The 20,303-nt window shown below is 46.1% G+C and carries 15 protein-coding genes; 7 read left to right on the plus strand and 8 right to left on the minus strand.

The window, feature by feature from the left end; genetic code table 11:
* Positions 1 to 31 precede the first annotated feature (31 nt).
* The 3 genes from MRK00_10850 to MRK00_10860 form a co-directional block, all read right to left on the minus strand.
* On the minus strand, positions 32 to 451 hold the full coding sequence (locus tag MRK00_10850) for a hypothetical protein (GenBank protein MDR4517869.1): 420 nt from the start codon (positions 449 to 451) through the stop codon (positions 32 to 34).
* A 798-nt stretch (positions 452 to 1,249) separates the two neighbouring features.
* A complete protein-coding gene (locus MRK00_10855) occupies positions 1,250 to 1,609 on the minus strand; it encodes a septal ring lytic transglycosylase RlpA family protein (protein MDR4517870.1) in 360 nt (119 codons plus the stop codon).
* Between the two features lie 381 nt (positions 1,610 to 1,990).
* Positions 1,991 to 3,118 carry a hypothetical protein gene (locus MRK00_10860; GenBank protein ID MDR4517871.1) on the minus strand — a complete coding sequence of 376 codons (1,128 nt, stop codon included), beginning with the start codon at positions 3,116 to 3,118 and terminating at the stop codon, positions 1,991 to 1,993.
* A gap of 329 nt (positions 3,119 to 3,447) precedes the next feature.
* Here MRK00_10860 and MRK00_10865 point away from each other — a divergent pair, with 329 nt between their 5' ends.
* The 6 genes from MRK00_10865 to MRK00_10890 all read left to right on the plus strand — a co-directional run bounded on the left by MRK00_10865 (position 3,448) and on the right by MRK00_10890 (position 11,327).
* Positions 3,448 to 4,197: a DUF1194 domain-containing protein gene (locus MRK00_10865; protein MDR4517872.1), complete on the plus strand. Its 750-nt coding sequence runs from the start codon at positions 3,448 to 3,450 to the stop codon at positions 4,195 to 4,197.
* A gap of 258 nt (positions 4,198 to 4,455) precedes the next feature.
* On the plus strand, positions 4,456 to 4,626 hold the full coding sequence (locus MRK00_10870; protein MDR4517873.1) for a hypothetical protein: 171 nt from the start codon (positions 4,456 to 4,458) through the stop codon (positions 4,624 to 4,626).
* Between the two features lie 66 nt (positions 4,627 to 4,692).
* Positions 4,693 to 6,915 carry a hypothetical protein gene (locus MRK00_10875; protein ID MDR4517874.1) on the plus strand — a complete coding sequence of 741 codons (2,223 nt, stop codon included), beginning with the start codon at positions 4,693 to 4,695 and terminating at the stop codon, positions 6,913 to 6,915.
* Positions 6,916 to 6,936: 21 nt separating this feature from the next.
* The gene (locus MRK00_10880; protein ID MDR4517875.1) at positions 6,937 to 9,942 is read left to right on the plus strand and encodes a formate acetyltransferase; all 3,006 of its coding nucleotides are present in this window, start codon (positions 6,937 to 6,939) and stop codon (positions 9,940 to 9,942) included.
* 1 nt (position 9,943) lies between these two features.
* Entirely contained in the window at positions 9,944 to 10,594 is a 651-nt protein-coding gene (locus tag MRK00_10885; protein MDR4517876.1) for a hypothetical protein, read from the plus strand.
* Positions 10,584 to 11,327, plus strand: a complete 744-nt coding sequence (locus MRK00_10890; GenBank protein MDR4517877.1) for a radical SAM protein — start codon at positions 10,584 to 10,586, stop codon at positions 11,325 to 11,327. The genes MRK00_10885 and MRK00_10890 overlap by 11 nt, the downstream gene beginning before the upstream one ends.
* A 111-nt stretch (positions 11,328 to 11,438) precedes the next feature.
* On the opposite strand, the gene MRK00_10895 is transcribed toward MRK00_10890, so the two are convergent.
* The 4 genes from MRK00_10895 to MRK00_10910 form a co-directional block, all read right to left on the minus strand.
* Positions 11,439 to 12,455: a hypothetical protein gene (locus MRK00_10895; GenBank protein MDR4517878.1), complete on the minus strand. Its 1,017-nt coding sequence runs from the start codon at positions 12,453 to 12,455 to the stop codon at positions 11,439 to 11,441.
* 77 nt (positions 12,456 to 12,532) lie between these two features.
* Complete coding sequence (locus tag MRK00_10900; GenBank protein MDR4517879.1) at positions 12,533 to 13,483, minus strand: homoserine kinase; 951 nt, start codon at positions 13,481 to 13,483, stop codon at positions 12,533 to 12,535.
* A gap of 95 nt (positions 13,484 to 13,578) precedes the next feature.
* Positions 13,579 to 13,977 (minus strand): DUF2782 domain-containing protein, encoded by a 399-nt coding sequence (locus tag MRK00_10905; protein MDR4517880.1) that lies wholly within the window; start codon positions 13,975 to 13,977, stop codon positions 13,579 to 13,581.
* A gap of 83 nt (positions 13,978 to 14,060) precedes the next feature.
* On the minus strand, positions 14,061 to 14,780 hold the full coding sequence (locus MRK00_10910) for a TIGR00730 family Rossman fold protein (GenBank protein ID MDR4517881.1): 720 nt from the start codon (positions 14,778 to 14,780) through the stop codon (positions 14,061 to 14,063).
* 15 nt (positions 14,781 to 14,795) lie between these two features.
* Here MRK00_10910 and polA point away from each other — a divergent pair, with 15 nt between their 5' ends.
* A complete protein-coding gene (gene polA / locus MRK00_10915; GenBank protein ID MDR4517882.1) occupies positions 14,796 to 17,507 on the plus strand; it encodes a DNA polymerase I in 2,712 nt (903 codons plus the stop codon).
* A gap of 144 nt (positions 17,508 to 17,651) precedes the next feature.
* Here polA and MRK00_10920 read toward each other — a convergent pair whose 3' ends face one another.
* Entirely contained in the window at positions 17,652 to 20,282 is a 2,631-nt protein-coding gene (locus MRK00_10920) for an Rne/Rng family ribonuclease (GenBank protein MDR4517883.1), read from the minus strand.
* Positions 20,283 to 20,303: the final 21 nt, after the last annotated feature.

Genomic DNA, 20,303 nt, shown 5'->3' on the forward strand with positions numbered 1-20,303 from the left:
AGTAAAATTTGGATAATTAATGCAGCCCGGGCTAAAAAATGCTATCCAATTCCTGGCGCAAAGATTCGGCTGTTTGAGCGGCATAAAGTGTTTTTACATGCTGTCCATTCGCGGAATAAAATACCAGTGCGGTTGCCATTAAACCGTTCGCATTGGCGAATGTCCGTCCTTCCGGCGTGTTAATGTCTGCAACGACCAACTCGAGGCGCGTCGCATAATCATTTCTGATTTGATTCATGACAACCATGGTCTCTCCGCTTTGCAGAATATTATCGTCATGAACCAGAACCAGTACTGGCGTTCCTTTCCCGATTAACGAAATATCCCCTGAAAAACCTTTCGGCAAAAGTGAAACCGCAAAAATAATAATCACCATGACCAAACCCAGCGTAATTAACTTTGGCAAGCGACTTGGTTTGGTTGCGGGTTTAATTGAATGTTGTCTTTGCATCGTGTTAGTCCATGAGTTATGGGCACCTCTAAAAATTCATAATTCTAAACAAGACGAGGCGAGAACAAAAAATTTTGACGCAGCATATGATTGATATGTAAGGAAACATTTTTTGTAAACAACGAAGTATTGTAACGAAGTATGAATTTTTAGAGGTGGCCTTATGAGTATTTATAAAATTTACCGGTAATAATAACCCATTTCATCAGTTTTTTCGTTTTAGCCGTTCGGCAGTAATGTTGCCTTCGGAATCCAGCCGGCCGTCGAAAGGCATGTAAAGGCGATAAGTATGTTAATCATAGTCGTGTATAAAAAATCAGGTCATGATTCAGGGCCATCCCGGCAGTTTGTTCTGCAAAGCGTGCGGCGACATCCTGAAATCTGATTGAATAAAAAAGGCCGGAATTATTTCTGAAGTACCTGCGCTTGATTTCCTGAAATTGTCAGTCAGGGAGACGCGAGAAACCCTGACTGACGGGCAATAACGAATACATATATATTCGTTATATCCTTTTTATAGATGAATTCCTGTTACTCAGGTTTACAAAGCGATCCTGACGATTACACACAAGTTAACTCTATTTTAAGAGCAGAATTACAATTTGGGAATGTGGCAAATTGTCGCAGGAAGAAAATAAAAAAACGCCGGGGGTTTAGCGCGTTGCTCAAGACAGAGGATTGCTAACCATTTGCAAGCAGCCAATGGATAAATTTAATTGCAAGCAAGGTTTCGGAGTTAATACTATTCGTATAAGGCGGTAAACAAAACGTTACCGCCTTAAATGTAAAGTCCTGTAATCAGTCAATTATTTCCAGGTTCACACGGGCTCTGCCTGCCTTGATAAAATCCAGTTCTTTTGCCGCGCTTTTACTGACGTCGATAATATTCTTGTTGCGGGTCGCCATCCGGTCATTGATTGTTACGATAACACTGCGATCATTTTCAAGATTGGTGACTTTGACACGGGTGCCGAATTTTATTTTTTTATGGGCTGCGGTGAGTTTGTTTTGATCGAAAATCTCATTGTTTGCAGTTTTTCTTCCCTGAAATACATCACTGTAATGCACTGCATAGCCAGTTTCTGCCAATGCTCCAGTTGAAACCAGCGACGCGATTAAAGCGCCTGTTATTAATACAGATCTAAAATTTATGTTCATTTCTTTCCTCATAAGTTAACGCTCGATATATTACCTGAGTAGCTATATTTTGTCAGATTAAAAATGTTACTCGGTAAAATCAAATAAGATTGCAAACAGGGCGCATCCATTAACCCTTCTGCTAACACAAAACCCGAAAAATAGGGGTGCGGCGAACATGGCCGTCTATATAACTGGCGCATACCGTTTGCGAGAAAATGGAAAGTTTTGTAAATTGCATCCAACAACGATTGGAGCTATTGTTCGCAAGAGCTGTATTGCTTGGTTATGAAAAATTCCGGACTATTTGGTGCGGTATAAACTCTGTGGTATTGCAAGCCGCGAATGCTTTGTGTATCTTGATTCGCGGCCTGGTATTTATTGCTTTTATCTGCTGGAAGGCTATCCTACGACACTCAGTAGCGGATCAAATCCGACTGCTCCGGTGAGCTCGATTTGAAGTGCATCGCCTCCAATTACACCTGCAGTGAACAGGCCGGATGTTTCATCGTAATAAAGCTGAGAATCAGTAAAAGCTTGATTGCCGGCAACAAATAAATCTGCATCAATTGCAGACAGGTCGATCCTGTCGCCTTCGGCATGGTTAAAATCGACGATTGCGTCAATTTCACCGCCAAAAGCACTGTCACTTAATTTCAGGTAGTAAAACGTGTCGGCATCTGCACCGCCTGCAAGTGTGTCGGCCCCAAATTCTCCATAAAGCGAGTCCCGGCCTGAACCACCATACAGATTGTCTTCTGTATAACCGAGTTCTTCATATCCGTTATCGCCATAAAGAACATCATCGCCAGCGCCACCGTAAAGCTGATCAATATGATGACCGCCATTTAACGTGTCGTTGCCATTGCCACCGGACAGTGTGTCGGCATCTGGCCCGCCATTCAATATATCGTCGCCATCACCGCCATCCAGGTAATCGTAGCCGTTATTACCATTCAGGATATCGTTGCCGTTGCCGCCATAAAAATAATCATTGCCTTCGTCCCAGGTACCTTCTAAAACATCATCTCCATCATCGCCATATGCACTGCCAACACCCAAACCATCTGTGCCGGCATAAAGTATGTCATTGCCATCGCCGCCATGAAGTTCTTCGTCACCGTATCCAGAGTTAAAGTCACCGTAAATAGTATCGTTACCGGCACCGCCGTACAGCCTGTCGTCCCCGTTTCCGCCGCGGATTGTGTCGTTTCCAATCCCGCCGTAAACGGTATCATTGCCGTTTTCGCCATATAGGTAGTCGGACCCGGCTCCTCCGTCGATATAATCATTGCCATCGCCACCATAAATAGAATCGTTTCCAGCAAAACCATATAACCAGTCGTTGCCACCGTACCCATAAATCCAGTCAATTGAAGAACTGCCGGTAAGAAAATTGTTGCTGTCGTTTCCTTTAATTGTTCTAAAAGTGGGCCAGATAAATATCGGATCAATTACTGGTAATGGTTTTAATTGAAAGTTACCCAGTTCTTTTGCGTTAAATGCTACGTTAATAGTGTTATCAAACATTCTAGTTCTCCAAAATTTTTCATGGAACCAGTTTATTCAATAACATTTAAAAAATATGTGACTAAACTAACATCAACACAACAAACAGGGGTCGTCCGTTTTTTTCACTTGTTTTTCTTGATGATCGGCTTGCTCCATTTTCGCCGACCCCGATTTTGTACCAAGGTGTCGAGATTATTTACAAAATGAAAGCATGAAAAACCGGTAATTTGATTAAGTTGTTGATATTTGGACGTAAAGTCTAAATCGGCATGATATTTGCTAGAGTATGATTATATTGTGTACATACAATATTTGATTCTTAAACCAATAATAAGAGGTAATATAAAATGATAAAAATAACCAAAAGTACCCTGGCAGCAATACCGTTGTTGATGAGCTCTTCTTTTGCTTCAGCCGTACTGGTTGATTCGGAACTATCACTGGTCATCGATGTGTCGGGTAGTGTCAGTGGCAGCGAATACAATCTGATGATGGATGGTTACGCTAATGCTTTTCGCGATCCCGTCGTCCAAAACAATATTCTGACCAACGGCACGAATGGTGCAATTGCCGTGAATGCGATTTTCTTTTCATCAAGTGCATTTACCACCAGCCTGGACTCTTATACCCTGTTGAATTCTGTGGCCAGTATTAATGCATTTGCCGATATACTGGACAATTTTGCACGTCCTGGCAGTGGCGGTACAACCATTTCAACCGGGATGAACAAATCGTTAGCCACGTTAATCGCGGATAACGGCTTTGAAAGCACTAATCTGATTATGGATGTCTCGGGGGATGGTACTTCAGGCACGACTGCTACTCAGGCAGCGCGTGACGCAGCTGCAGCTGCGGGCGTTACAGTCAACGGTATTACTATTGGTTCACAGTCTATTAATGATTTTTATAATAACAATGTAATTACCGGCGACGGATTCTCATTACATGCAACCGATTTTACTGCTTTTTCGGATGGTGTTAAGCAAAAATTGCGTATCGAAACACAGACAAATCCGGTGCCTGAGCCTGCTACATTGACGCTTCTGGGTTTAGGGCTGTTTTCGATCGCAGCAATGCGCCGCAGCCGTAAAAGCTGACAGCTCGATTGACTGAAATTGTGCGGAGGTAACCAAGAAGCTTTGCTTCGGCACATTCGAGTTTCGATGGTGTGGCATTGTGGGCAGCATATTTGCGTGGTCAAATATGTTGTCCCTGACCTTTTTCATTTTTTGTAACTACTTGCTCCTTGCTATAGTCTGCTCAGTCCCTATGTTTACATAAGTCCGTGGTACGAGTCGTTTGATTGCAATTCATAATCGAATATGCCATGATCAAAACTTAAGGAGGGTTTTATTATGGCAGCCTTTCTCAGCAGCAGGAATTTTCTCACCGGCTCAAACGGTGAAGCGCAATACCTTGAAAATGTTCTGAATGCCATTTTGGAACAGGATTACAAGGGTAGTTTTTTTACGATGCTCGCCCAATATCAGCGTGTTCTCGCTGATAACAATCAAAAACATGCCTGACCTGGCATTCATCAAAAGCTTGAAACATTGTTCAAATGTGGAAAAGCTGAAGTTCTTAGTGGTCCAATGATCGGTATTCCTGTTTCTATCCGGGATAGCGATTACTTCAGGAATACCGGTGAAACAGAAGTAAATGAACGTTCCATTATCGCCAATATGGAATGGATGGCAACGGCGTGGAATGCGACTTATGCGGATACCGGTTTGTGGATGGGCAAGACATTTGAACCTGTTTCACGTGATATTGTTGCTGAAAAAACAGACAATCATACGCAGATGGTCAATGCATTTAATCCCGAAACAACGCGTATTGGCCGCAATTACTTTCGTGAGCCGCCGGATCCAAATATTATCCAGGCGATTGGCCTTCCCGCGCTGACGCAATTATGGCATCTGAAAGACCGCCCGCTGAATCCCGCGACAGAAGGGTTTGATGGTCAGCTTTTACCTGAAAATCTGGCGAAGGAAAAAGCAATTCCCTACAGTAAAACGGGCGGGTATTTTCTCTGTAACCCGGGTCAATCAGTGGTGCCCGAAATGAACGGCAAGGCGGTGTACCAACTGAATTACCGCTGGCCTGAATTGAAGCCGAGTTATCCGATGACGCGTTTGATAGATGAAATCGTGCGTATTGATGACGGTATTTATCTCGGTCAGTTGGTTTTTGCGACACGTCATTACAGTCTTGGCAGCATAACACTGCCCAATGATGAGGTCATGTCGATCGGCGAGAATTACCCGGAACGCGGCCTCTGGGAGAAATTAAAACGCCTTGTTGGATTAGGGCAGCAGGATGACGCTCAGTATTACGGCTATCAAAATAATGGCTTCTTCTTGATGGTTGACCCTGATTACGCAAAAGCATTTTATGCGGATGAGGCTTTTCCGCAGTTGCGCCCACGCAAGGGTGAAATAGGTTTTCACGAGCTGGGCTATGATCAATCGGTCACGGCCGCTGATTTCCGCAAGCCGGCTGTAGCTGCTGAGCACAATAAGCAATGGCCGGAAATTTCCGATTGGGCCGTAGATTGGAAACAGAATCCGGGGTTGGCGCGTAAATTTACAACGTTTATCCTCGAAGCCTCGCCTTTGGGCGAGCAGGATGATTTTGTAGAAGACATGCGCATGGATGGGGAGTCCATACTGCAGATGCTGCAGCGCATCAGCCACGAGATTTCCGTACAAAGCAATCCACAGGATCAGCTAAAACATTTTGAAAAACTCAATGCCTTGTTTCGCCGTGGCGTAGCCCCGATTGTTAAAAACGGTTTATTTCAGGGCAGCGGTGAAAAGGGATATAACTGCCGCCTGGACAGTAAAGAAACAAACAACTGGTATGGCGAGCCTGCGCATACGACCGGATTTGACTACTATCATGGCGCCACGCTCAATCTGCACTGCGGGTTTGCGGAAACATTCATGCCGGATATGCATGATCGTTATGAGGATGCAGGGCTTTTCCCAAGTTCGCTGGCCAATATACTGGATAACCACTCCCTGCCCAATCTGCTTAATATGACATGGCACACTATTGGAAAATTTATTTTTCCATGGGCCGGCAAATGTTTTGAAAAGATTTCGGGGCGCAAACTGAGCATGCTGCTGGATGAAAGTAGTGATCTGGCTGATCGTTATCCTGAGCGTGTTCATGAACTCAAGTCTTTTTTGGCCAGCAGGCCGCATTATAGTCTTGTGGAAAAGAATAAAGCACACTTTTGGGATGCTGAAGGTGTTTATGCACAACATCTCAAGAGCGGCGCCTGGGATCGGGGTATGTCGGATGAGGATAAAGCATTCTGGGAACACGAGGCCGCGACGCATTGGGTTGACGGAAGCAATATTCAGGACAAACGCATTGTCGCCGCCGATCCGCTGATGCGCATTGTGGATATGAATTATCACGCTCCCGATGCTTCCCTGCTGGCGGCTGCGGCACAAGGACCGACGCCATTTGCACGACAGGGCTACATTTTTCTGGGTACCGATGACAGGGAATCGATTTTGGCGATGAACAACGGCGCCACAAAAAAGAAAACAGTTTTCCAGTTCCATTATCGTTTTCCAATGATAGGCGGGCCTACGCCGATTGGCTTCTGTCTCGATGAACTTGTTGAAATAGCAGACGGTCTTTATTTAGGACAGTTAATTTATTCGACGGCGTTGAGTGTGCCATTTCATTCTTCGGTTGATCCGGAGGCGTATAAATACCAGTTGTTTGGTTATTTCTTGCTACTCGATAACGCGTGGCAGCACCATAGACTGGCGATTGGATTGGATACGCTGCAATAATCAGACAGGAGGGACTGCACGATGCAAACAGCAAACCTGAATCGGGGCGGTATACAGATTGATCTTGAACATGGCACTGTGGGTGCCACGGTCTTGGATGACAGCATTGACAATTTCCCTATACCCAATGATTCCCCCGACAAAATAAAGACATTGAGTGATTTGACGCTGGGTCATATCAAACTCAGTGATTTTCCCGTGATTCAGTCGTGGCGTAATCAACTGTTTGATCCGGAATGGATACCTGAAGTCTGTGACGAATTGCCGCGTTTGCTCACCGAATTCGTTCGCAAGCCGGAAAATGAGACGTTACCCCCGACAACACGGCGCGCGCAGGCGTTGAAATATATATTCAGTCATAAAACACCGATAGTCAGAAAAACGGATTTATTGCCGGGGCAGACGACCACAAGCTTTGTCGGTCCGGTGGTGCATATGGATATGAGCGGTTACTGTATCTGGCCGGAACTGGAAACAATAGCAACAAGAGCGCAAAATCCTTTCAAAATCAAACCGGAAGTCGCTAAACGGTTAAATGAGGAAATTTTTCCTTTCTGGCTTGAGCGGCGCACGGTTCAGGAAGTGGCGCGTTATTCCGATTATGACACGGTTGATTACGCCAATGATCAAAGAGATACCGTTGATGGCGGCATGGTCGGCGATCAACCGTCTATTGATCCACCGTTAAAAAAGCGTGCCGGTGAAACGCCGAAATGTCAGGAACTGTTTGAACGTGTTGCGTTCTATCTGACCGACAAGGCAACCGCAGTTTCCCATACCACGCCGGACTTTGGCCGCGTATTAAAGTACGGTCTGGATGGATTGATTACACAGTTGCAGAAAGATATCGAAGATGCGGGAACGAGCGGGCTAACTGCGGCGCAACAGGAATTTGCCGAAGCGGTCATTACTGTTTATGAAGGCGTCAAGCAGTATGCAGCGCATCTTGCGGATGCGTCAGAACAGGTCGGAAATGTCGAATTGGCCAGAATTTGCCGCAAGATTCCGGCAAAACCCGCTGAAACGCTTGCAGAGGCATTGACAGCAGTCTGGATATGTTATCACCTCCTGCTGCAGGAAAATACCAACTTTGGTTTGTCTCCCGGACGGCTCGATCAGACTTTGAATGACTACTATTTGAACGACTGGCGGCAGCAACCGGATGAGGCGGCTAAGGCTGCCTATACCAGGCATGCGGTTGAATTAATGTGCCACTTCTTTTTGCGCTGTTCGGATCATGTACCCTTGTCTCCGGAAACGGCCGAAGTACTTTTTGCGGGCAGTGGATCAAATCAGGCGCTCACTGTGGGCGGCACCCATTATGTTGACGGAAAGACCGTGGATGCGGTCAATGATATGACTTATATCATTCTCAAAGCCACGGAAATGCTGTCCATACGCGATCCCAATGTTCATGCGCGTTATCATAAGGATGTTCACCATCGCGCAGCGGATGGCTCGCCGCTCGGGCCCGATCAAGTATCGTCCTATCTCAAACGTATTTGCCAGGTCAATCTGATTACCCGTGCAACTCCCGCCTTGCATGGTGATGTGCCGGTAATACACAGCATGGCGAACTATTATGCCCGTCATGACCATGTCACCATGGGCGAAGCCTTAACGGATGCACATGATTATGCATCCATCGGCTGCATTGAGCAAAATGCCGATCACAAGCATTATGGTCATACCGGGTCAACATTGCTGGTATTGCCGGCGGTACTTGAACTGGCCATGTTTGGCGGCAAGCACCGTAGTGACGGCATCGGTAAACATGATCCGAATCTATTCTACGGCAAACCGGACTATACGACACGGCCGCTCGGAGAAATGGATTCAATGGAGGAATTTATCGACAGCTTCCGTTTTCAACTGGATGAAATGGCGCGGCATTGCGTTCAGTTTAATAATTACCTCGGCCGCACGCTGGAAAAAGTGCGTCCATCGCCATTGTTGTCGGGGCTATTTGACGGGCCAACGAATATTCCGGACGGCCATGGCGCCAAATTCCGCGATGTGTCTTCCGGTGGCGCCAAATATAATTCTTCAGGCGTTGCCGTTATCGGGCTTGCAGATGTTATCGATTCGTTTTGTGTGATTGATGCACTGGTTTTCAGTGGCAAAATGACAGCTGATGAGTTGATCGCTGTTTTGGATGCAAATTTCGAGCCGCAACGGCTTCCAGTCAATGAGCGCCAGAATTTTCTCAGAACATTCATTGATCTGATTAAAAAACATTTTTCCAGCAGTACACAGCAGACACCCGTGGCACTGAAACCTGAGCGTCTGCAGGAATGCATGCAAATGATCCGGGTTGCGCCAAAATATGGCGCGGGTGTCGATGAGACGCCTGGCGGTATTTTTAATAACGCAATGGCGGTGAAATATACGCGCTTGCTGACCAAAATGATTCAGGATACTTTTTTCAAATATCGCACGCATCGCGGCGGGCGGTATTTAACAGGTTACTGGAGTATGACCAATCATGCCGGTTTTGGCTTGTTGTACAAGGCAACGCCAAATGGCCGTCATGACAACGCGCCTTTTGCCAGTGGCATTACGCCGTGTCCGGGTATTGTCAAGCCTAACGGCGAACCGGTTATGCTGCTGGATCATATGCTGTCAGTTGCCAGTGTTAACCCGGATACGGTGCTGAATGGATATACCTACAATCTCAGTCTGACGCCGCGTGGCAAAGACTATTTCAACGAAGATACGGATTTGTTCGCGACCCATATGAAAACATTCATGGATCAGGATGGAGTTCTGGTGCAGTTGTGTGTGACATCCATTGAAGATTTCATTGCTGCCGACAAAGCTGCGACGGCGGCAAGCGAAGCGGGTGCCGGGGAAGCAGAGCAGCAAGCATTGGCGCCTTATAAGGATTTGATGATACGTGTGGCGGGATATTCGGCGTATTATGTGACGCTGAGTCCGCAAATGCGGAAGGAAATAATCGATCGCGCCAATTTTGATATGAAAAGCGGTGTCGAACAGCACGCAACCCTTGAAAAAATAGGAGCCTGATATGCACGCGACGCTTCCTGCAATGCCGCAAGGCATACACACTATTTTGAAAACCGGTCTTCATTTGGGTGAGCGTAATGATGAACTGACCGGATTATTGAGCCGCGCGGAAGGCAAGATTCTTGCCAATGGTATGGCTGCACTGATTAAACTCGGTTTTGGCTTTTTGATTAGCGAGGGACTGAGTGACAGTAAAGCACAACAGGCGCAAGAATTTTTTCAGGAAAATTTTGTCATCAAGGATCCCTATGCACCCGGCGGTATTCGTTATTATCAGGGGAAAATCCTAATTCGTACGCGAAAACCGGCAGATGATATGAATGTGTTGATTCGTTTTTGTCCGGATCCGGCCGCGCTGTATATCGATACGCCCTTCGGTAAGCGGTTTAATCCCTGTGCAATTGTGGATACCGAGGTGTTGAGTGAATCAAAAGCGGATCGGATCGAACAGGATCCGGACAAAGTGGATCTGGTGATTCGGTTCAAGGATGCAAAAGCCATACTTGGACTGGCCGAACGCCCGGACGTCGATGTCGTGCAGTTGCTGCTTGAGAATCTGGTTCAAATTACGGGAAACTTTGGTCACATGTTTAAATTTGGTGCCATCGGTAAAAGCGTTCAGGCGCTGCTTATGGATGCAGATGAACGATAAAGGACTAATTTTCGATATCAAACGCGATAGCAGTGAGGATGGGCCGGGAATCCGCACGACTGTTTTTTTTAAGGGTTGTCCGCTTTCCTGTGTTTGGTGTCAGAATCCTGAAGGAAAAAAGTTTTTGCCGGAACCGGATGTGCATGGCGATGTGATTGGCACCTGGTACAGCGTCGATGAATTGATGTATCGTTTGCGCCAGGATAAGCCCTTTTTCATATCAACCGGCGGCGGTGTTACATTATCGGGCGGTGAGCCAACGTTACAGATGGATTTTGCCAGTCGCTTGTTGCAGGCATTAAAGCACGAAGCCATCCATACGGCGCTGGAAACAAGCGGTTTTTTCCAGTATCAAGCCTTTAAAGAGAAAATGTTGCCCTGGCTGGATTTGATTTATTTCGATATAAAGTTGATCGATGCAGTGGAGAGCAAACAGTACTGCGGACGGTCCAATCAGCGGATCCTCGAGAATTTTTCACGATTGATCGCGGAGGCCGGGATACCGGTCATTCCAAGAATTCCTTTGATTCCTGATATTACTGCAACGGAACAAAATCTTAAGGGTATTGCTGCGTTTCTTGACCGGCATGGTGTCAAATCATGTGAATTAATGCCCTACAATCCATTGTGGATCGGCAAGCTGGAGAAACTGGGAATAACGCCAGGTTATCAGCGATCCAGTTATATGACGCCGGCTGAGAGAAAAGCGTGTATCGACCATTTTGTCAAATAATCCGATGAAGCGATGAGACAGCACGATCGGACTTAAATTACGCCAGTAGAACCGGTGCTTGGTCCAGTCTAAATTCACTCAACCGAAAGTCAAAAATCTATCCGCTAAGCACTAGTTTTTTGAATTAACATCCATGCTGTCCTGATATTGCTGAAAATGCTCGTCGCTGCAGAAAAAATGTCCTTGAAAGCGAATCGCTTCTTCTTTGGGGATAAGTATCTTGCATTGATGGCATTCAACGATATCACCTTCGGCGGCAAGCGGACTCTTTTCGGAATAGGTGTCGCGTTGTTTGCGTTCTGTTGTTTTTTCCTCGGCTTTCTCTTCTTTTTTGACCGGTTCGGAATCGACCTCAGTGTCTGACCAGGTTGCTTTTTGATAATCCGCTTTCGGGTAATAGTCGTCTGAAATACTAATCTCCTCGCCCAGGAAGATATCTTTATAGCTCACGTAAATAGAAGCAAAAATAGTCGGTATCAGTATTACAAGGCCAGCACCATAGGGCATAAATGCAATCAGGCTGAAAATAATCAGCAGTATGCCATACAGCTGGAACGGTATTATATTTTTCAGGCAGGCGAAAAAGCTTATTTTCATTGCCGAAATGGGTTGAAGATTATGGAAAACAACCAGTAACGGCGAGAACCAGGCAGCCATCATCAATGGGATAGAGAGTAACAGGGCTATCAATGAGGCCGTCAGCATGTTGTCCATGACATGGATCAGTTCACTTTCGTCCACTCTTTTTCCGTAGAGCAACATATCCGTCATCTGGCTGCCGCCGATCATCATCACCAGGCCGATAATCAATACCTGACCGATGAGATAAATGCCGCCAACAGTAACGAGTGACGCGACATTGGTTTTAAATGCAACAAACAGATGAGCGATTTCCAGTTGTCTTTCCTGATCCTGCTCGCGGCATCCGATCATAATACCCGCCAGAAAAACCGGTGAGATCAGTGTAAATATAAATTGCCCGAGGATGGGGATTAAAGCGAGCGTCATGGCGATCAAGAGCAGGGTAAAGCAGACCAATACCCAAATCAGTGGCGCCTTGCGGAACATATGAAAGCCATTGGCGATCCAATGCCATCCATGTTTGGCGCTGACTTGATGAATTTCCATTGATGTTTCTCCAGTTGTTAAGTTCGATATGACGATTTTATGTGTACATTTATAGGCCGGAAAACCGGGTCAATTTCCTAGATCCAGCGCTGTTTCAATCTGAATTTATCGTTTGAATGATTAAACAACAACATCTTGAAGTCATCCGGATTTTTGGCGTGTGTGAGTTCTCCCGGGCGTGGCAAATGAAAATCATACAAACGGGAAATCCAGAACCGCAAAGCCCCGGCGCGCAGCATAACAGGCCAGGCATAGTACTCATCCGGTGTTAACGGCCGGACGCTGTGATAAGCCTTGAGTAAAGATAATGTGCGAGTTTCATCCAGCATTCTGTTTTCGGTAATGCACCAATCATTTATGACGATAGCCAAATCGTATAATAAACTATCGTTACAGGCGAAGTAAAAATCAATAACACCGCCAATATTATGGTCGGTGAAGAGAATATTGTCACGAAAGAGGTCGGCATGGATGACGCCTCTGGGAATATTCTGTGGTTGATGAGATAACTGGTAGTCCAGCTCATCATCAAGCAGCGATTGTTCTTCCTGATTGAGAAAAGGCTTTATTTTAAGTGCACTGGCCTGCCACCATTTTAATCCGCGTGGATTTTCCATTGTTGCGGAATAGCTTTGTCCGCATACATGCATTTTTGCCAGCATCATGCCGACTTGGGTGCAGTGCGTTTCGATGGGATTTATCAGAGATTTCCCCGGCAGGCATGTGACTATGGTTGCGGGTTTTCCGTTTAATACGCCAAATAATCGGTTGTCCAGCATGGGTACGGGGTTTGGACAAGGGATTTGCTGGCTTGAAAGATGCGCCATTAAATTCAGGTAGAACGGCAATTCATCCGCTGTCAATTTCTCAAATAGCGTCAGTACGAACCGTCCTTGCGAAGTAGTGACGAAAAAATTTGTATTTTCTATGCCGGAAGAAATGCCCTGAAGCTCAATGAGTTCTCCGAGAGCATAGTTTTTCAGCCAGTCTGAGAGTTGATTTTCTGTGACGGGTGTAAAAACAGACATGCGTTAAAAAAAATAAGACGGGGAAGCGTGAATTTTCAAGTTAAATGCGTGAGTCGCAATAGACAAATGGTCGATGCCGTTATGTTTCACGTAAATTAGAATTCCAGAATACGCCACATGGGCGCGCTGACATTACTGCCTGGCTCGCCCGGGTGTGCATTAAGGCGGCCACGGTTTTTGACCAGATAGTAGGGAAAACCGACACGTGGAATCACCTTGATCATATAGAGTTCGCCATTGAGGCGATGTTCTTCAATGGTATCTTCTCCACGTTTGATAATGGTAATCTGCGGTTCAAGATCCGGGTCTATGTCCATGTCAGGCGGTAGCGGTGGCGGAGCGGCCAATTCAGGTAAGTCCGAATCGGATAATTCTGGTAATTCAGGGATCTCAGGCAGCGGTACCAGATCTTTGGGTACGTCGGATTGCGCTATCAGCGGCATTGCACAAGATAGCGAAAAACAGAATAATAAAATTAAAGATAATCTGTACATGGTGGTTCCGGTGTTGCACATCAAGCATTCCAAGTATTGATCGGTATTTTGTGTATTTTACCTAAATTAGTGCCTGTTTGTTGCTACAGATTCAATTGAATTTCTCTTTCTTCTGCGCTCGGCACAAAACCGCGCGTTTCATAATACTTGAAGATTGCGTTAACGACCTCACATGGTTCATCGATAATCTGTATGAGATCCATATCTTCGGGTGAAATAAACCCTTCTGCAATCAGTGTATTTCTGAACCAGTCGATCAGTCCCTGCCAGAAACCTGTGTCAACAAGAATGATTGGCATTTTACGGGTTTTTCCAGTTTGCACCAGTGTTAACGCCTCCAGTAATTCGTCCAGTGTACCGAATCCGCCCGGCATAACGACATACGCTGTGGCAAATTTGATAAACATATATTTGCGCGCAAAAAAGTGACGAAATGACTGGCTGATATCCTGATAAGCATTCCGGTGCTGTTCGTTTGGCAGCTGGATATTCAGACCGACACTCGGTGATTTTCCATAAAAAGCGCCTTTGTTTGCAGCCTCCATAATTCCGGGTCCGCCGCCTGAAATAACCGAGAAGCCGGCATCCGAAAGAAGCCGCGCAATTTGTTCGGTCAGTTTATAGTGGGGATGACTGGGATCGGTGCGTGCGCTGCCAAAAATACTGACTGCGGGTTGAATTGTATCAAGGCGCTCCGTTCCTTCGACAAATTCTGCCATAATTCCAAATAAGCGCCATGATTCTCTTGCCGACCACAGTTTTTCAAGAGAAAGTGTCATGGCGGGTTTATTTTCCAGGCTCATAGGAATTCTTTTTAAATGAAAACATTACTGCTGGTTGATGGTTCATCGTATCTTTATCGCGCTTATCATGCGTTACCGGATTTGCGCAGTCGCGAAAATAAGCCAACGGGTGCGATCCATGGTGTACTCAATATGCTGCGTCGTTTACATAAAGACTATCATGCCGATTATAGCGCGTGTGTGTTTGATGCAAAAGGTAAAACTTTTCGCGATGAAATTTATCTGGAATATAAAGCTCATCGCCCGCGAATGCCAGACGATCTGGCGGTGCAGATTGAGCCGTTGCATATCTGTATCGAAGCCATGGGATGGCCGATTTTGATTATCGACGGCGTTGAGGCGGATGATGTCATCGGTACATTGGCAAAACAGGCGGTAGCGAAAAACATGCGTTGCATTATTTCAACAGGCGACAAGGATATCGCGCAATTGGTGAATACGCATATCACGCTCGTTAACACAATGAATAATGAGATTCTTGATTCGGAGAAAGTCTATGCCAAGTTTGGCGTAAAGCCCGAACAGATGCTGGATTATTTGATGCTGGTCGGCGACAGCGCGGATAACATACCGGGCGTTGAAAAAGTGGGGCCCAAAACTGCCGTCAAATGGCTTGCCGAATACGGTTCACTTGATAATATTATTACACATGCTGACGAAATCAAGGGTGTGGTGGGTGACAATTTGCGTAAGGCACTGGGCTGGTTTGAGACTGCGCGGAAGCTGGTTACGATTAAATGCGATGTAGCGTTGCCGGTGGCTGTTACAGATCTGGAACCGAAACCGCAGGATACTGAACGGTTGGCGGCAATGTATGAGGAACTGAGCATGAAAACGGCTTTGCAGGAATTGCGGCTGCAAAACGATGCAGGTTTGACGGAGACGGGCAGTGAAAGTATCCCAGGCGGTCAACAAAATAATGCAGTTGATTATCAAACGATTCTGACCGAAGCGCATTTGGCGGAATGGATCGACAAATTGAACCATGCATCCCTGGTATCCATTGATACAGAGACAACCGGTTTGAACCCAATGCAAGCAAGACTGGTTGGCATTTCGTTCAGTGTAGAGAGCCTGCATGCGGCTTATCTTCCGCTCGAACATGATTACATCGACGCCCCTGTACAGTTGGAAATGGCATCTGTACTGGAGAAACTCAAACCCTGGCTGGAGAATCCCGGCAAGCCCAAGGTAGGACAGAATCTGAAGTATGATAAACATGTGTTCGCGAATCATGGGATTTGTTTGAACGGCATTATGCACGACACGCTTTTGCAATCCTACGTGCTCGAGTCGCACAAACCGCACAACATGGACAGTCTCGCGCAGCGGCATTTGGATATAAAAACGATCAGTTACGATGATGTGACCGGAAAAGGTGCACAGCGTATCCCGTTTAGTGCCGTATCGCTGGAGAAGGCAACCGAATATGCAGCGGAAGACGCGGATGTGACGTTGCGGTTGCATCAGTCGCTGTATCCCGGAATTCAGGCCGATGATCGGCAAAACCATATTTACCGGGCCATTGAAATGCCGGCCATGGAAGTTTTATTTGCAATGGAGCGTCAGGGTGTTTTGCTGGATATTCAGCTTTTGCATCGGCAAAGTAACGAACTGAATGAGAAATTAAATGCGCTGGAACAACAAGCGTTTTCGATTACAGGTCATTCGTTTAATCTGAATTCACCCAAACAGATACAGGAAATATTGTTCAATCAGCTTAAATTGCCGGTTATCAAAAAAACGCCGAAAGGCGTTCCTTCCACCAATGAAGATGTGCTGCAGAAGTTGGCGCTGGATTATCCCTTGCCGAAAATTCTGCTGGATTATCGCGTACTGGCCAAATTAAAGTCGACGTATACCGATAAATTGCCGCAGATGGTCAATCCGGATACCGGGCGGGTGCACACCAATTATGCCCAGGCAGTTGCCGTTACCGGCCGTCTGGCAAGCTCAGATCCCAATTTGCAAAATATTCCGGTGCGGACAACCGAAGGCCGCCGGATTCGCGAAGCATTTATTGCGCAACCGGGTAGTCAAATTATTTCAGCAGACTACTCTCAAATCGAGTTGCGCATTATGGCGCATATTTCACAGGATAAAGGATTGCTCAAGGCTTTTGCTGCTGGAGAAGATATACACAGCGCCACAGCTTCCGAAATATTTGCTGTGCCCGTAGAAGAAATCGATCAGGAGAAACGACGCTATGCCAAAGTCATTAATTTTGGCTTGATTTACGGTATGTCGGAATTCGGTCTTGCTACACAATTGAACATAGAACGTAGCGCTGCACGTGCGTATATGGATCGGTATTTTTCACGTTATCCCGGCGTGGCCGATTATATGGATCGCATCCGTAATCGCGCAAGGGAAAACGGCTTTGTTGAAACGGTGCTTGGACGCAGGTTGTGGTTGCCGGATATTAATAACGCCAATGGCAACCGTAGACAGGGTGCCGAGCGTGCGGCCATCAATGCGCCCATGCAGGGGACAGCGGCTGATATTATCAAGCTTGCAATGATTGCCGTTTATCAATGGTTATCCGAGGAAAAACTGAAAAGTAAATTGATTATGCAGGTGCATGACGAACTTGTGCTTGAAGTGCCCGATGACGAAGTAGATCGGATACGCGCAGAATTGCCAAAATTTATGGGTAATGTCATTAATCTGGATGTGCCGTTGCTGGTTGATGTTGGTGTTGGCAGGAATTGGGAACAGGCGCATTGATTTTGCATAAATATTGTTGCATGTGCCTGTATTCTGTGTCAGAAAGACACGAAAAGTTGTTGGATTCTGTTGCTGATATAAGCGTCCAATTACCCTAATCAGATAAATCAATTATCGGAGTGTTGGTTTATAGGTTATCGGGTGTTATTCGCGTGTTTCGACCTGCATCAATTCTCCGATTTCGAGGACAGCCGAGCTTTTGGCCTTGCGTCTTTGCCGCCGTTTGGTTTGGGGCTGTTCGTTATCGGCTAATTCTATTTTTTCCGGTGGCGTTTCGACCATTACCAGATCGCTTTCTTCGAGATTCGATTTTTTTGCAATGGATTGTTTCGATGGCTGGGATGTTTGTTCAGGGATTTTGGCATCAATGGGTTCATTGGAAACAGCCAGCTTACTTTCTTCTGATTCGATCCTGTTTTCTGGATCGAAAGAATCCTGATTGCTTGTGTGCACTTTATTGAGTGATTCATGCGGCTGAGCAGCAAATTCTGATTCGGATTTTTTTGCAATGGAATCGACTGCGATATTCTGCATGGCATGTGGTTCTACAGTGACTTGTTCGGCGGTGTCAGACGCTGTTTTGTACGTTAACGGAATCGCTGTATCTTGATCGCCATCAGGTTGTTGATACGCGATTTGATCTGTCACGTCAGGCGTGGATGTTTCAGTTTCCTTAATGTGTGTCGAACGATCGCGTTGTCTGAGACTACGGCGTCTACGAGTGCGTTTCTTTTCATCAGGCTTTGGTTTTGATTCAGTTGCGGGTTCGGCATTATTCGTTGTTTCTGAGACTGAAAATGTTTCAGCGGTCAGTGACTGTAGCTGTTCCCGATTTTGATCCTGGTCCAAATCCTGTTGTAAAAGTTGTGTGTTGTCTGCGCCAGGTGGTGTTTCAATTAATGTATTACTGTCTTTTGGAGTGGCTTCAACGGAATTGTTACTGGATTGTTTTGTTTGGGCATGATCTTTGCGATTGCGTGTACGGCCGCGTCCACGTGTGTTTCTTTTTTGTTTTTCCGATTTTTCCTGTGGCTGCGCATGTGCTCTTTCATTAATCGTGATCTGTTCCAGTTTTTTTTCTGCAACTTCTGAATGGGTCGGTTTAAACCAGCCAAAGAATTTATCCAACAGTGAGGGTTCTCTGGATTTTTCTTCACGGATTGGTGCAGGTTGTGCAGGCGTTACGCCCTGAACCGCGGCTTTGGGGCGCTCTTGTTTTTGTTTTTTTTCTGTGAGTTCAGGAACGAATTCGTCTGTAACTTTCTCGACCATTTTGTAGCTTGCCTGCGGTTCAATTTGCTTGGCATCTTCGTGGCGCAGGCGGGTTATTTTATATTTCGGTGTTTCCAGATGGATATTCGGGATCAGAATAATATCGACTTTGAGCCTTTCTTCAATCTCATAGATTTCAGCACGTTTTTCGTTCAATAAATAAGTGGCGACATCTATTGGCAGTTGTACATGCAACGCGGTAGTGCGTTCTTTCATCGCTTCTTCCTGGAGAATACGCAAAACATGCAATGCAGATGAATCGGTTCCCCGTATGTACCCAGTGCCATGACAGCGTGTGCAAGCAGCGTAGTTACTTTCACCCAATGAAGGCCGCAGCCGTTGCCGCGATAATTCAAGTAAGCCAAAACGGGAAATTCTGCCAACCTGAACGCGTGCGCGGTCTTGGCGCAATGCTTCATGCAGGCGCGCTTCAACTTCACGTTGATTGCGTGTAGCGTCCATATCGATAAAGTCAATGACGATCAGCCCGCCAAGGTCGCGTAAGCGCAGTTGCCGCGCGATTTCATCGGCTGCTTCAAGATTTGTATTCAGTGCCGTGTGCTCGATATCCGCCCCACGTATCGCACGCGCAGAGTTGACATCTACTGATACCAGTGCTTCAGTATGGTCTATTACGATTGACCCGCCAGAGGGTAATGTAACTTGCCTTGAATATGCGGTTTCAATCTGGTGCTCTATCTGAAAACGTGAAAATAACGGAACATCGTCGTGATAGAATCTCAGGCGGTCAACATTGGCTGGCATCACATGCATCATAAACTGGCATGCCTGTTCATAGATTTCGCGGCTGTCTATGAGTATTTCGCCGATTTCGTAATTAAAGTAGTCGCGGATGGCGCGAATGACCAGACTGCTTTCCTGATAAATCAGAAAAACACCGCTTTGATTGTTTGCGGCTTCCTCAATGGCATGCCAAAGCTGTGTCAGATAATTCAAATCCCACTGCAGTTCTTCCTCGCTGCGTCCTATTCCTGCTGTTCGTGCGATGACACTCATCCCTTCGGGTATTTCAAGTTTGGCGAGTACTTCACGCATCTCATTGCGTTCTTCGCCGGTAATGCGACGCGATACACCACCACTGTTGGGGTTGTTTGGGATCAATACCAGATAACGACCCGCAAGTGAAATATACGTTGTTAATGCGGCGCCTTTGGTGCCACGTTCATCTTTATCTACCTGGACGATAAGCTCCAGTCCTTCACGGAGAAAACTCTGAATACGACTGGGCGAGATATCGGATTGCTCGCCTAAACAGAACGGCGAAATTTCCTTGAACGGTAGGAATCCATGGCGCTCACAGCCATAATCGACAAATGCAGCTTCCAGACTGGGCTCAAGCCGAGTGATGACCGCTTTGTATATATTGCTTTTACGTTGTTCTTTACTGACAGATTCAATGTCCAGGTCAACCAGTTTTTGACCGTCAACAGTCGCAACACGTAACTCTTCAGGTTGTGTTGCATTAAATAACATTCGTCTCATTTAAATGCCTAGCGTGTTTCT

This window comes from Nitrosomonas sp., assembly GCA_031316255.1.
Classification (GTDB): domain Bacteria; phylum Pseudomonadota; class Gammaproteobacteria; order Burkholderiales; family Nitrosomonadaceae; genus Nitrosomonas.

What these genes read in the sequence shown, in the direction of transcription:
- MRK00_10850 (MDR4517869.1), bottom strand. Translation starts at nt 451, where the DNA reads ATGCAAAGACAACATTCAATTAAACCCGCAACCAAACCAAGTCGCTTG.
- MRK00_10855 (MDR4517870.1), bottom strand. Translation starts at nt 1,609, where the DNA reads ATGAACATAAATTTTAGATCTGTATTAATAACAGGCGCTTTAATCGCG.
- MRK00_10860 (MDR4517871.1), bottom strand. Translation starts at nt 3,118, where the DNA reads ATGTTTGATAACACTATTAACGTAGCATTTAACGCAAAAGAACTGGGT.
- MRK00_10865 (MDR4517872.1), top strand. Translation starts at nt 3,448, where the DNA reads ATGATAAAAATAACCAAAAGTACCCTGGCAGCAATACCGTTGTTGATG.
- MRK00_10870 (MDR4517873.1), top strand. Translation starts at nt 4,456, where the DNA reads ATGGCAGCCTTTCTCAGCAGCAGGAATTTTCTCACCGGCTCAAACGGT.
- MRK00_10875 (MDR4517874.1), top strand. Translation starts at nt 4,693, where the DNA reads ATGATCGGTATTCCTGTTTCTATCCGGGATAGCGATTACTTCAGGAAT.
- MRK00_10880 (MDR4517875.1), top strand. Translation starts at nt 6,937, where the DNA reads ATGCAAACAGCAAACCTGAATCGGGGCGGTATACAGATTGATCTTGAA.
- MRK00_10885 (MDR4517876.1), top strand. Translation starts at nt 9,944, where the DNA reads ATGCACGCGACGCTTCCTGCAATGCCGCAAGGCATACACACTATTTTG.
- MRK00_10890 (MDR4517877.1), top strand. Translation starts at nt 10,584, where the DNA reads ATGAACGATAAAGGACTAATTTTCGATATCAAACGCGATAGCAGTGAG.
- MRK00_10895 (MDR4517878.1), bottom strand. Translation starts at nt 12,455, where the DNA reads ATGGAAATTCATCAAGTCAGCGCCAAACATGGATGGCATTGGATCGCC.
- MRK00_10900 (MDR4517879.1), bottom strand. Translation starts at nt 13,483, where the DNA reads ATGTCTGTTTTTACACCCGTCACAGAAAATCAACTCTCAGACTGGCTG.
- MRK00_10905 (MDR4517880.1), bottom strand. Translation starts at nt 13,977, where the DNA reads ATGTACAGATTATCTTTAATTTTATTATTCTGTTTTTCGCTATCTTGT.
- MRK00_10910 (MDR4517881.1), bottom strand. Translation starts at nt 14,780, where the DNA reads ATGAGCCTGGAAAATAAACCCGCCATGACACTTTCTCTTGAAAAACTG.
- polA (MDR4517882.1), top strand. Translation starts at nt 14,796, where the DNA reads ATGAAAACATTACTGCTGGTTGATGGTTCATCGTATCTTTATCGCGCT.
- MRK00_10920 (MDR4517883.1), bottom strand. Translation starts at nt 20,282, where the DNA reads ATGAGACGAATGTTATTTAATGCAACACAACCTGAAGAGTTACGTGTT.